This window comes from Pseudomonas sp. FP1740 (assembly GCF_030687165.1).
In the GTDB taxonomy this organism is placed as follows: domain Bacteria; phylum Pseudomonadota; class Gammaproteobacteria; order Pseudomonadales; family Pseudomonadaceae; genus Aquipseudomonas.
In genome coordinates this window covers 557,891-570,899 of record NZ_CP117461.1, presented here as the reverse complement: position 1 = coordinate 570,899, position 13,009 = coordinate 557,891, and the positions used below count along the sequence as shown (strand labels likewise).

Annotated in this window: 11 protein-coding genes and 1 pseudogene; 6 read left to right on the top strand and 6 right to left on the bottom strand. The window is 60.4% G+C overall.

The features are described from left to right. The first annotated feature begins 28 nt into the window (after positions 1 to 28). Positions 29 to 1,093, top strand: a complete 1,065-nt coding sequence (queG, locus tag PSH69_RS02500; protein WP_018928507.1) for a tRNA epoxyqueuosine(34) reductase QueG — start codon at positions 29 to 31, stop codon at positions 1,091 to 1,093. A gap of 93 nt (positions 1,094 to 1,186) precedes the next feature. On the opposite strand, the gene PSH69_RS02495 is transcribed toward queG, so the two are convergent. Continuing rightward, positions 1,187 to 1,798 (bottom strand): trimeric intracellular cation channel family protein, encoded by a 612-nt coding sequence (locus PSH69_RS02495; RefSeq protein ID WP_028940166.1) that lies wholly within the window; start codon positions 1,796 to 1,798, stop codon positions 1,187 to 1,189. Positions 1,799 to 2,021: 223 nt separating this feature from the next. Next, positions 2,022 to 2,564 (bottom strand): oligoribonuclease, encoded by a 543-nt coding sequence (gene orn / locus PSH69_RS02490; RefSeq protein ID WP_018928509.1) that lies wholly within the window; start codon positions 2,562 to 2,564, stop codon positions 2,022 to 2,024. A 107-nt stretch (positions 2,565 to 2,671) separates the two neighbouring features. On the opposite strand from orn, the gene rsgA reads away from it, so the two are divergent. Further along, on the top strand, positions 2,672 to 3,703 hold the full coding sequence (gene rsgA, locus PSH69_RS02485; RefSeq protein ID WP_018928510.1) for a small ribosomal subunit biogenesis GTPase RsgA: 1,032 nt from the start codon (positions 2,672 to 2,674) through the stop codon (positions 3,701 to 3,703). Positions 3,704 to 3,828: 125 nt separating this feature from the next. Here rsgA and PSH69_RS02480 read toward each other — a convergent pair. From PSH69_RS02480 to motA, 4 genes and pseudogenes are all read right to left on the bottom strand, one after another. Further along, positions 3,829 to 4,283: pseudogene (locus tag PSH69_RS02480) on the bottom strand (type VI secretion system amidase immunity protein Tai4). 100 nt (positions 4,284 to 4,383) lie between these two features. Continuing rightward, complete coding sequence (locus PSH69_RS02475) at positions 4,384 to 5,550, bottom strand: sterol desaturase family protein (RefSeq protein ID WP_028940167.1); 1,167 nt, start codon at positions 5,548 to 5,550, stop codon at positions 4,384 to 4,386. Between the two features lie 110 nt (positions 5,551 to 5,660). Then, a complete protein-coding gene (gene motB / locus PSH69_RS02470; protein WP_305410947.1) occupies positions 5,661 to 6,707 on the bottom strand; it encodes a flagellar motor protein MotB in 1,047 nt (348 codons plus the stop codon). A 3-nt stretch (positions 6,708 to 6,710) separates the two neighbouring features. Next, a complete protein-coding gene (gene motA / locus PSH69_RS02465) occupies positions 6,711 to 7,562 on the bottom strand; it encodes a flagellar motor stator protein MotA (protein ID WP_018928515.1) in 852 nt (283 codons plus the stop codon). Positions 7,563 to 7,728: 166 nt separating this feature from the next. Here motA and PSH69_RS02460 point away from each other — a divergent pair, with 166 nt between their 5' ends. From PSH69_RS02460 to PSH69_RS02445, 4 genes are all read left to right on the top strand, one after another. Continuing rightward, a complete protein-coding gene (locus PSH69_RS02460; RefSeq protein WP_305410946.1) occupies positions 7,729 to 9,261 on the top strand; it encodes an HDOD domain-containing protein in 1,533 nt (510 codons plus the stop codon). Positions 9,262 to 9,357: 96 nt separating this feature from the next. Continuing rightward, entirely contained in the window at positions 9,358 to 10,173 is an 816-nt protein-coding gene (rhdA, locus tag PSH69_RS02455; RefSeq protein ID WP_305410945.1) for a thiosulfate sulfurtransferase, read from the top strand. 18 nt (positions 10,174 to 10,191) lie between these two features. Continuing rightward, positions 10,192 to 11,052, top strand: a complete 861-nt coding sequence (gene asd, locus PSH69_RS02450; RefSeq protein WP_305410944.1) for an archaetidylserine decarboxylase — start codon at positions 10,192 to 10,194, stop codon at positions 11,050 to 11,052. 135 nt (positions 11,053 to 11,187) lie between these two features. Further along, positions 11,188 to 12,975 (top strand): molecular chaperone, encoded by a 1,788-nt coding sequence (locus PSH69_RS02445; protein ID WP_305410943.1) that lies wholly within the window; start codon positions 11,188 to 11,190, stop codon positions 12,973 to 12,975. Positions 12,976 to 13,009 lie beyond the last annotated feature (34 nt).

Below are 13,009 nucleotides of genomic sequence, written 5' to 3'. Positions count from 1 at the left end.
GCATCTCAGCTCCGGTTTCTCTCGCCTCATGCCCGCTATTACCACAGACCTGCCCGCCCTCGCCCAATCCATCAAGGACTGGGGCCGCGAGCTGGGCTTTCAGCAAGTCGGCATCAGCGGCCTCGACCTGGCCGAGCATGAGCAGCACCTGGAGCGCTGGCTCGCCGCTGGCTACCACGGCGAAATGGATTACATGGGCGCCCATGGCAGCAAACGCTCGCACCCGGAAGAACTGGTGCCGGGCACCCTGCGCGTGGTTTCCCTGCGCATGGACTACCTGCCGGGCGACACGCACATGGCGCAACGGCTGGCCCAACCGGAAAAAGCCTACGTTTCGCGTTACGCCTTGGGCCGCGATTACCACAAATTGATTCGTAAACGCGTGCAACAACTGGCGGAAAAAATCCAGGCAGTGGTTGGCCCGTTCGGCTACCGCGCCTTCGTCGACAGCGCCCCGGTGCTGGAAAAGGCCATCGCCGAACAGGCTGGCCTGGGCTGGATCGGCAAAAACACGCTGGTCTTGAATCGCAAGGCCGGCAGTTACTTCTTCCTCAGCGAACTGTTCGTCGACCTGCCGCTGCCGGTGGACCCGCCCCACGCCACCGAGCACTGCGGTCGCTGCACGGCCTGCCTGGACATTTGCCCGACCAATGCCTTCGTCGGCCCCTATGTGCTGGACGCCCGTCGCTGCATTTCGTACCTGACCATCGAACTGAAAAGCGCGATTCCTGAAGATTTACGACCGCTGATCGGCAATCGGGTGTTCGGTTGCGATGACTGCCAGATCGTCTGCCCGTGGAACCGCTTCGCCCGGCCTTCCGGGGAAAGCGATTTCAAACCCCGGCACAACCTGGACAACGCCGAACTGGCAGAACTGTTCATGTGGGACGAAGAAAAATTCCTCAGCAGCACCGAAGGTTCACCGTTGCGTCGGGCCGGTTACGAGCGTTGGTTGCGCAATCTGGCGGTCGGCCTGGGCAATGCGCCGTCGAGCATTCCAGTGCTGGAAGCGTTGAAGGCACGGCGGGACTATCCATCGGAACTGGTGCGCGAGCATGTCGAATGGGCGCTAAAACAACACGGGCTTATGTAGTAGCTGCCGAAGACTGCGTTCGGCGCGACTGCGAAGCGAGCCCTTCGGCCTCGAACGCAGCCTTCGGCAGCTGCTACAGGGACTGCGTGTAAATCAGGCTTCGTCGTTATAAACGAACTTGGGCATTTCCCAGTGGAAACGGATCGCCAGCAAGCGCAGCAGGAAGCCGCCGAATAGTGTGATCAGGATCGCCTGTTCACCCGGCAATTGCAGATAGACACAGAATAAATAGCACCACGCCGCGGCAAACGAGACGCTGGCGTAGAGTTCGCGGCGGAAGATCAGCGGGATGTCGTTGCAGAAGATGTCCCGCAGAATGCCACCGAATACCCCGGTGATCACGCCGCTGACCGAGGCCACCAGCATGCCGTGGCCCATTTCCAGGGCGATCATGCAGCCGATCAGGGTAAACGCCACCAGGCCCACGGCGTCGAGCACCAGAAACAGCGAGCGCAGATGGCGCATCCAGCGCGCCGCGAAGACGGTGAACATCGCTGCGATCGACGTCAGCACCAGGTATTCCGGGTGTTTGACCCAGGTCAGCGGGTAATGGCCAAGCAACACGTCGCGCACCGAACCGCCGCCCAACGCCGTGACGCATGCAATCAATACCACGCCAAACCAGTCCATGCCGCGACGGCCCGCAGACAGGGCGCCAGTCATGGCTTCGGCAGTAATGGCGATCAGGTAGAGCATCAGCAACATGGTGGCGGTCCTTACGAGAAGGCGCGCAGTCTACTCAGATCGTCAGGGCACCAAAAGGGGGCAAGGGGACCTGTGTCGAGGGAGCTTGTTCCCGCTGCGCCGCAGAGCGGCCCCATTTGCTGAGAAAGCAACTCTTCAAACAGACCGCGCCGGCTGACTTTACGACTGCTACGCAGCCGAACGGGAGCAAGCTCCCTCGCCACAAAAACCTCCCTATGCCCAATCAGAACTTGATGAAATTCTTGCGGTAGTGCTGCAGCTCGGCGATCGATTCGCGGATGTCGTCCAGGGCCAGGTGAGTGCTGCCCTTTTTGAAGCTGTCGCGCACGTCCGGGGCCCAACGCGCGGCCAACTCCTTGAGGGTCGACACGTCGAGGTTGCGGTAGTGGAAATAGCTTTCCAGCGACTTCATGTGGGTATAAAGGAAGCGACGGTCCTGGCAGATGCTGTTGCCACAGATCGGCGACTTGCCCTTCGGCACCCATTTCTCCAGGAAGGCGATGGTCTGGGCTTCCGCTTCGGCCATGCTGATGCGGCTGTCGCGAACCCGTTGGGTCAGCCCGGAGCCGCCGTGTTGACGGGTATTCCACTCGTCCATGCCGGCGAGGATCTCGTCGCTGTGATGGATGGCGATCACCGGACCTTCAGCCAAGGTGTTCAAATTACTGTCGGTGACGATGGTGGCCATCTCGATGATGACGTCGGTATCAGGGTTCAGCCCGGTCATTTCCAGGTCGATCCAGATCAGGTTCTGCGGGTTCTGCATATGTCGGCTCCTCGGCGTAGGTTCGCAGTTTAGCCTAGGGAGGCGGCCGGGCGTGCTAAACTCGCGGCCGTTTTACCTAATCGCTGCATTCTCGATACGGAACACCCATGGCCAAACGCCAACTCAATCGTCGTCAAAACTGGCGCATCGAAAAGATTCAGGGCGAGCGCGCTGCCCGCGCCGCCAAACGCGAGTCCTCGGCTGTCGAGGCACTTGAGGGTGGCGACCTGGGTCCGGAACAGACGGGCCTGGTGATCGCGCACTTCGGTGTACAGGTTGAAGTCGAAGCCCTCGATGGCGAGCTGGCCGGCCAGGTATTCCGCTGCCACTTGCGCGCCAACCTGCCGGCGCTGGTGACCGGCGATCAGGTCGTATGGCGTGCCGGCAACCAGGGCATCGGCGTGATCGTGGCGCAACTGCCGCGCAAAACCGAGCTCTGCCGCCCGGACAGTCGTGGCCAGCTCAAGCCGGTGGCGGCCAACGTCGACATGATCGTCATCGTCTTCGCCCCGCTACCCGAGCCTCATGCCAACCTGATCGACCGCTACCTGGTTGCCGCGGAACACGCGGGTATCCGCCCGTTGTTGCTGCTGAACAAATTCGACCTGATCGACGAGCAGAACGCCCCGGCGCTGAATGCCTTGCTGGCGGTTTACCGCACGCTGGGTTACCCGGTGCTGGAAGTGTCGGCGCACCACGGCAACGGCATGGAACAACTTCAAAAACTGTTGGACGGGCACATCAGTGTGTTCGTCGGCCAGTCCGGTGTCGGCAAATCATCTTTGGTCAACAGCCTGTTGCCGGAAGTCGAAACCCGCGTCGGCCCGCTGTCCGAGTTGTCGGGCCAGGGCACCCACACCACCACCACCGCGCGGCTGTTCCACTTCCCCGGTGGCGGTGAGCTGATTGACTCCCCGGGTATCCGCGAGTTCGGCCTGGGTCACGTCAGCCGTGCCGACGTCGAAGCCGGCTTCATCGAGTTCAACGACCTGCTCGGCACCTGCCGCTTCCGCGACTGCAAACACGACCGCGAACCGGGCTGCGCCCTGCTCAAGGCCCTGGAAGATGGCCGCGTGCAGCAGCAACGGATGAACAGCTACCGGTCGATCATCGCCAGTTTGCCTGAAAACAGCTATTAAACAGGTGTACCAGCCGCCCCGACATTAATGGGACGGCTGGTCGGCAGGATGGGTGACGCCGTCATTCACCGGGACTTCGGTAACGTCGAATAGCCGAACGGTTAGTCGTCAATCGCGGTGCAGGGTCAATCCTTTTTGGATCGTGGCGGGTTGTCCTGACGATAGGTGTGCTGGGGTTTTATGACCAATTGCCTGACCTGGCTGTCCAATTCTTTGCTGTGATACAGGTCCAGGCATTTGAGCAGCTCAAAGCGAACGCCTTGACGCTCTGACTCGACCAATGGATTGTGATAATCACGAGCCAGGAACTGGTCAACCAGAGATCTACCGGCTTGAGGTGCTTGCTCCAGATCGAAATAGGTCCAGTCATAAGCGCACTGGCACTGCTTCCGGCATCCTGGGCGGCTTCAGGTTCGCTCTTGTAGGCTGTAGCGATGCAGTCTGCCAGCACCATATCCTTGTAATTCTGCGCGTAGGTGCGACCGCCAGCCTGTGGGGAGTGGGTCGGATCATCCTTGGACCAACCGCTGGAAGGTGCGACTGCCCAAGCCAGGGCCAAGACCGCAGTCAAATATTTCATCAAGACAAACTCCAGAAGTTTGCGCGGTCGGTTTGATAGTTCACACCTGGCTCATTGAAACAGCAGAAAAAAAACCGCGACCATCGCGGCTTTTTTTACCTCAGGAAACCGCGGCCGGCGGTTTCGGTTCGACGCTCTTCAGCCCAGGCTTCTGAAACGGGTACAAGTGCTGGCGCAGGATACCGCCCGGCAAGTCCTTGCCAAAAACCCCGTAGCGCGTCGGCCACTCCTTGGGTGGCAACTTGAAGGTGCCAAACAGCATATCCACCAGCGGCGTATGGATCGCATAGTTCTTGTAGATGTAATCCTTGTGCCGGGCATGATGCCAATGGTGATAGCGCGGCAGGACCAGCACATAATTCAGCCAGCCGCCGTTGATCCGTACATTGGCGTGGGCCAGCACGGCCTGCACCCCGACCAGAATCACGTAGGCGTTCAACGCCTGGGGCGCAAAACCCAGCAGCATCAAAGGCACCAGCACGCCGGTGCGGGTGAGCAGAATCTCGATGAAGTGGACACGCGAGCCGGCGAGCCAATCCATGTGCGTGCTTGAGTGATGTACGGCATGCATGCGCCATAACCATGGCACGACGTGATACAGCCGATGCAGCCAGTACTGACCGAGGTCGGCTACCAGTACCGCCAGTAAGAACTGCACAACGATCGGCAGGCTTTGTACGCTGGCCTGCAAATCCGTCGACACGGCCCAACCAGCCATAAAGCTCGACGAGGCAGTGATGAAAATCAGGATGAACTGCACCAGCATATGACTGACAAAAAAGTAGGTCAGGTCAGTTCGCCAGTGCGGACGCAGAATGTTTTGCTCAGGGTCCTTGGAATAGAGTTTTTCCAGGGGGATAAAGACGATGGCCGACACCAGCAGAGCCAGGACGAACCAGTCCAGCCCCAGCGAGTACGGTGTCTGCCCAATCGAGCTGATCTGCACATTGGTGCCGCCGAGAAACACCGCCAGCCCCGAGGCGACAAGTCCGGTGATCCCCAAGCGCTTTCGCTTGTTGAGCAGGATATTCAGGGTGCCCAGGCTGAAAGACAGTACCAGCCCAAGCAATAGCGTGGTGCGCGCAAACTGCTCGTCGTACACCTTGCGCAGTTCGGCGGTGGTCAGCCATTCGGGAAAGAGAAAGCACAATACCGCCAGCAGGCTCAATAGCCCGAGCGTGGCTGAGATGTAGCCACTGACCCGCCCTTCACCAAACTTGAAGGGTGCATTGCCATGCTGCTGAAAATAGGACTTGAGTCTTTCCATTACTGATCTTCCATGATTCCGAAAACAAACTTGCAGTGAGTCGAGTCATTGCGACGCTGCAGTGACGCAGCCAGAAACAGAAAAGCCACTCATGGTGGCTTTTCTGCAGGTTATTGCTTGGGCGGTAGAGCGGGTTTGGGCGGTTCGCCCGGCTTCGGCACCGGGTTATCAAACAGATTCAAACGCTCACGAAGTTCGTGTGCTGGCAGCGGTTCTTTGTCCGCCGGCAATGCGCTCGGATCGGCTGGCGGCGCATGCACTTCGCCCGGGCCGCCTTGCCCTTGCGTCGGCACTGGCGCCGGCTCGGCACCTTGTTCGCCTTCGATGGCTCGCTGGGCTTTCTTGGTCAGCACCACGATGTCGATTCGGCGGTTGACCGGATTGAACGGGTTCTCCCTGTCGAACAGCGCCGACGAGGCATAACCGACGACTCGCGCGACCTGGGCGTCCGGATAACTGCCGGCGACCAATGCACGACGAGCCGCGTTGGCGCGGTTGGCCGAGAGTTCCCAGTTGCCGAAATCGCCAGTGCCCGAGTACGGCTTGGCATCGGTGTGGCCGCTGATGCTGATTTTGTTCGGCACCGCTTTGATGGTGTCGGCCATGGCCAGCAGAATGTCTTCGAAGTACGGCTTCAGGCGCGCACTGCCGGAGTCGAACATCGGGCGGTTTTCGGCGTCCATGATCTGGATGCGCAAACCGTCCTGGGTGATCTCGAAGAGGATCTGGTCCTTGAATTTCTGCAATTGCGGGTTTTCATTGACCTTGTTCTGCAACTCTTGCAGTAACAACTCCAGGCGTTCCTTCTCGACCTGCTCGGCCATGCCTTCAACCTGCTCGGCGTCGATGGTCACCTTGTCTGGCTGCGGCTGAGATTTCACCTCCGGGTTGAGGGTGTTCTCCGGCGCCAGGGTCGGCGTGCCGCCCAGGTCGATGATGTACGGCGTACCGCTTTCGGAAAACCCGACCGGGTCCTTGAAGTAACCGGCGATGGCGATCTTCTGTTCAGGCGTCGCGGTGGACAGCAGCCACAACACCAGGAAGAACGCCATCATCGCCGTCGCGAAGTCCGCGAAGGCGATTTTCCAGGCGCCCCCGTGATGCCCTCCGGCGATGCGCTTGACGCGCTTGATGATTATCGGCTGGTTATTTTCCATGACTTAACGACCGCGAACCGCTTGTTCCAGCTCAGCGAAGCTAGGACGGTGCGCCGGGTACAGAACCTTGCGACCGAACTCCACCGCCAGCGACGGCGGCATCCCGGAAGCCGAAGCCACCAGCGAAGCCTTGATGGCTTCGTAGGTGTTCAGTTCTTCCTTGGCATCGTGAGCCAGGGAGTGGGCCAGCGGGCCAAAGAAACCGTAGGCCGCGAGAATACCGAAGAAGGTACCGACCAGTGCCGCACCCACGTGCAGACCGATGGACTTCTGGTCGCCTTCGCCCAGGGATGCCATGGTCACCACGATCCCCAATACCGCCGCGACGATACCGAAACCGGGCATGGCGTCGGCGATGCCGTTCACCGCGTGGGACGGGTGCTCGAGGTCTTCCTTGAGGCTGTAGAGTTCCATGTCGAACAGGCCTTCCAGCTCATGGGGAGCCATGTTGCCGGAGGACATGATGCGCAGGTAATCGCAGATGAACGCGGTCATGCGTTCGTCTTTGAGCACCGCCGGGTACTTGGCGAAGATCGGGCTCGCGGCGGCATCTTCGATGTCGCCTTCGATCGCCATCATGCCTTCGCGACGGCTCTTGTTGAGGATCTCGTAAATCAGCCCCAGCACTTCCAGGTAGAAGGTGTGGTTGAAACGCGAACTGAACATGCCCAAGGACTTCTTGAGCACGTGCATTGTCATGTGGCCGGGGTTGGCCTGCAGGAAGGCGCCAAGGGCCGCGCCACCGATAATCATCACCTCGAAAGGCTGGATGAGAGCGGCAATCTTGCCGTGGGAAAGCACGTATCCGCCGAGCACGCTCGCGAATACGACGATGATGCCGATAATTTTAGCCATAGGTAGGAGAGCACTTACTGAGTCGGGTTCAAGGTCATATTCGGAAGTTAAAAAATCTCTTCTTCTACTTATCGGCAAAACTGCGCCAGACTATAGCCAGTTAAGGCGAAAAGCTAATTTGACCCGTTCAGGGCATAGGTAAAGCAGACGATGATCGCGTCCAGACATGGCTAACGAAACGAACGTCCCAACGCCAAAACCAACCACGCTTGAAAGCTGGGTCAAGCTTCTCGATGGCGTACGCCTGCCGGTTCCGCAAGCCAGCCACGACCGGGTCTGCAAAGCGATCCGTGATAACCGCAGCTCGCTGCGCGACATCGCCGACCTGATGCAGGAAAGCCCGGCCCTGGCCTTGAGCGTGATTCGCGAAGCCAACCGTCACACCCATGGCAGCATGACCGAGCCTGCTGAAAACCTTGAGGTGGCGATCAATCGCCTCGGTTTGAAACGCACCGAAGAACTGCTCGACCGCCTGCCCGCCGAACCCCAATTGCAAATCCCCGTCGCTCTGCGCCAGCTTCAACTGATCAGCCAGCACGCCACTCAACAGGCCAATGGTTTTTTTGCCAGTCGCCTGGCGCGACTGTGGCAGGACATCCACTGGGGCAGCCTGCTGTTTCTCTCGCCACTCTGGCCCATGGCGCTGACCCATCCGCAGTTGCTTGAAGAGTGGGAGTTGCGGGTCATCCATAAAGGCGAGTCGGCACGCAAAGTCGAAAAGCAATTGTTCGGCGTGCGCCTGCTGGAAATCTGTCTGGCGCTGGTGGACGTCTGGCGCCTGCCGATCTGGGTGCAGCAAGGTTATCGGCTGCTGCGTAGCGAACAACGTGAGCTGGTGAAAGTCCTGCGCATTGCACGTGACAGCGATCACCCGTTGCGCCAACAGAACCGCCTGGATGACGACCCGACGTTGCGCCGCTGGCTCAATCAGCCCGCCAATACCGTGCTGCTGGCCAACGGTCTGGCGCTGGCGGCACAACAGGCCTGGGACAGTCCACACTGCGAACGCTGGCAGTACCTGACCAGCCTTTATCTGCAAATGCCGATGGATGAGGTGCAACAACAATTGCACCAGCAGGCCGCCAACAGCGCTCGCCAACACGCCATGCCAGACCTCTGGCACCCGGCCGAATCGCTGATCTGGCCACCGGGTGCGCACCGCGTGCATGCCGGTTTGTTGCCCGCCCCGGCGCCGACCGCCGAAGACCTGGCGAAGTGGCGCAAGCAATGCGCCGAATTGCTGGTGGAGCCGAGCCGCTTTACCAATGCCATGCACTTGACCACATCGGCCCGGGACGCTCTGGTGGCGTGTGGCATGCGCCGGGTGATGATTCTGATGGCCGATCGCACGCACGCCAATTTGCGTGTGCACCAGACCGCCGGGCTACCCAAGGAAGTGGCCGGCCTGAACCTGGTGGTCAGCCAGAGCACCGTGCTGCAACGCCTGCTCGCGCAACAGGCCCAGGTGCGCCTGACGCCGGCCAACAACGCACAATTCTCGGCCCTGCTGCCGGCTAGCCTGCGTAACCAATTCAGTGGTGAACACCTGCTGCTGCGCTCACTGGTCAACAATGGCCGGGTGATCATGATCGTGGTAGCGGATCAGGGCGGCGGACCGTTCTCGGAAATCACCGTGCAAGCGTTCGGCAAAACCGCTCAATGTATCGAAAAGGCCCTGCACAGCTTTAGCCACCGCTAGGGCCTGTTATCAGTTATTTCCTGCCCCAAAATAACTGATAACAGGCCCTCATGACGCTGCGCTACAATCCTCCCCTTTGTGCTCTGGAGACCTCACATGTCTGACTTCTCTGGCTTGGCGCTGGTGATCGAACCGAGCGACCTGCTCCCGCGTCTCGACTCCCGCGAACTGATTCTGGTAGATCTGACCAGCAGCGCCCGCTATGCCGAAGGGCATATCCCCGGTGCACGCTTTGTCGATCCAAAACGCACTCAGCTGGGCCAGGCGCCTGCGCCCGGCCTGCTGCCGACCCAAGCCGCGCTTGAAGCACTGTTCGGCGAACTGGGGCACAACCCCGATGCCGTCTATGTCGTCTATGACGATGAAGGCGGCGGTTGGGCAGGACGTTTTATCTGGTTGCTGGATGTCATCGGCCACCGCAAATACCACTACCTGGACGGCGGCCTGCCGGCCTGGCTGGCAGAAGGCTCGCCCATGTCGATCCAGATCCCGCCTCCAGTCGGCGGCCCGGTTGCGTTGACCTTGCACGACGAACCCACCGCCACCCGCGAGTACCTGCAAAGCCGTCTCGGCGCCGCCGACCTGGCGATCTGGGACGCGCGCGGGCCGCTGGAATACTCCGGCGAGAAAGTGTTGGCGGCCAAGGGCGGGCACATCCCCGGCGCGGTCAATTTCGAATGGACCGCCGGCATGGATCAGGCACGCAACCTGCGTATCCGCACCGACATGCCGAAAATCCTGGAACAACTCGGTATTACCAAAGACAAAGAAGTCATTACCCACTGCCAGACACACCATCGTTCTGGCTTCACCTATCTGGTAGCCAAATCGCTCGGTTATCCGCGAGTCAAAGGCTACGCCGGCTCCTGGGGCGAATGGGGCAACCACCCCGACACGCCCGTTGAGATTTAAGTTTTTCAAGGACAGTTAATGAATAAGCGTTTGTTTATCCTCAGCCAATACCTGCTGCCCCATCACTTGCTTTCGCGACTGGCCGGCTGCATTGCCGAATGCCGCGTGCGCTGGTTCAAGAACGCCTTTACCGCCTGGTTCGCCAAGCGCTATCAAGTGGACATGTCCCAGGCGCTGGTCGAGGACCTGACGGCTTACGAGCACTTCAATGCATTCTTCACCCGCGCCTTGAAAGATGGCGCTCGCCCGCTGGACCCAACCCCTGGCGCGATCCTCAGCCCGGCTGACGGTGCGGTCAGCCAGCTCGGCCCGATCGAACACGGTCGCGTTTTCCAGGCCAAGGGCCACAGCTTCAGCGTGCTGGAACTGCTGGGCGGTGACGCGGCCAACGCCGCGCCCTTCATGGGCGGTGATTTCGCCACCATTTACCTGTCGCCGAAAGACTACCACCGTGTGCACATGCCGCTGGCCGGCACCCTGCGCGAGATGGTCTACATTCCCGGCCGCATCTTCTCGGTCAACCAGACCACCGCTGAAAACGTGCCGGAACTGTTTGCCCGCAACGAGCGTGTAGCGTGCATTTTCGACACCGAGCGCGGCCCGATGGCCGTGGTGCTGGTGGGCGCGATGATTGTGGCGTCGATTGAAACCGTTTGGGCTGGCTTGGTCACACCGCCAAAACGCGAGCTGAAAACCTTCCGCTACGACGAAGCGGCTCGTGCGCCGATTCACTTGGAAAAAGGTGCGGAACTGGGTCGTTTCAAGCTCGGTTCTACGGCGGTCGTGCTGTTCGGGCCGAATCAAGTGAAATGGGCTGAAGGGCTCGGCGCCCTTTCGCCAGTGCAGATGGGCCAGGGCATCGGCCTGCCAACCGCCTGATCCCTTGATCCGATCCCACGAACGCCTTTCGTGGGATCGGACATTTCCTCCCGCTGCGCCCCCTCCTCCAGCGTTCATAGCTGCTACAGTCAAAGTCATTCGTTGCCCATTTCCCGGTCGGAGTTTGTCCACGGCATGAATGAGACCAATCCTGCCCTGCTGCTACGCGCACCGATCCCGACGCAGTCGCGCCTGTCTTTCTGCGAAGCCACGCCACGCGACCTCAAGCGCTGGATCGCCAACCTGCCCAAAGCCAACATCGGTGAAACCGCTCGCCAGTTGTATCAAGGCTTGAACGAACTAAACCAACTGCTCACACCCAGCGACAATCGCCTGCAATTGCTCGAATTGCTGCGGCCCGAGGTGTATTACGTCTGCAAGCACCTGGAGCGGCATTTTCTGCACCAGGCCATTGTGCTCGACGAGCGTTCGCGCAAGATTGCCAACCTTTGCCAGGCGCTGCAGAGCCACTTGGCGATTGGCTACAAGCAGATCGTCATCCGAATTACGCAGCACTTCAGCAAGGACCGGGCACCGCTACTGACCCAGGCGTTGCAACGGGCGACCCATTGCCTGAACGGCGCGTTGATCCGCGCCACTGAGCTCTATTGCCCGGTGCCCGAAGGCCTGTGGCTGGAACTGCATCAGCTGTACCGGATCGGCTGCGAACATCAGCTGCAACATCAGAACGTGCGCGATGAACTGGCCAGCCAGACGCAAAGCCTGAGTATCGAGCAGACCTACGTTGTCGCCCTCCTGCTGGGTGCTTCACGCTGCAATCAACTGCGCCAGAACCAGATCGCCCGACTCGCCGAGGTGCTGGAACCCTGGAGCCAATGGATCAAGCTGCAACCCTTCAAGCCGGACAACGGGCTGTTTGCCGTCGCCCCGGATCTCGACAGCGGCCCGCGTTATCGCGCCAAGTTCCCGGCCGAACAACAGGAGCGTTTGTTGGGGATCGACCCGCAGCCCCTGGTCGCCGCCATCGAAACCCATCTGCAACAATCGGCCGACAAGGCATCGCCGCTGCCGGTTCCGATGGGCCTCAATCTGGATACGCTGCAACACCTGCATGCCGCCTGGGGCCAGGCCTCCGAGCGCGGTTTCCAGCGCGCCGTCGGCCACGGCACATTGACCCTGTGCGTGGGCATGAGCGCCCTGCACTTTTATCTCGGTGGCAAACGCCCGTTCAACGACATCCTGAAAAAAACCGGCGCCCGTCCCGCGCAGTTCTCGGCAGCCGAGCCGGCAGGACGCGCCAAGGACCAATGGAAACAGGCCTTCGACGCCGCCCCCCATGGCACGGCAGACACGCTGCTGCCCTACGAAGAGATCGAATATCCACACCTTCAGAAACATGACAACCACGAGGCGTCCGGCCAACAGCATTTCCCGACCTACGCGCTACCGGTGATCAATCACAGCCCTGGCGGTTATTGCCTGGCCTGGCCCGGCGCAGTGCCTGCCGAACTGCAGGCTGGCGAAATGCTCGGTATCGAGGATATGGCCGGTCAAGGCTGGAGCGTTGCCGTGGTGCGCTGGATCCGCCAGGTACGGGGCGGCGGCACGCAGATGGGTATCGAGCAAATTGCGCCTTACGCCGAACCCTGCGGCCTGCAACTGATTCGTTCCGGCGACGAACACAGCCAGTACTTGCGCGGGCTGTTACTGCCCGCTATCAGTGCCATCGACCTGCCGGCCACCCTGCTCACGCCGCGCCTGCCGTTCCAGGAAGGTAATAAGGTGTTGATCAACACCAATGGCCAGGAACGCCCGGCCGAGTTGGAGCGACGGGTGACGAGCACCAACAGCTTCAATCAGTTTGCCTACCGTTCGCTGGAGGTAGCCAGAAACGAAAACGCCGCGGAAGGCGGCGTGGTCGGGGTCGCGCAAGAGTTTGATTCGTTGTGGAAGTCGCTATAACGGCGAGTCCCAGAGACCGAGGCGCCCCCATCGC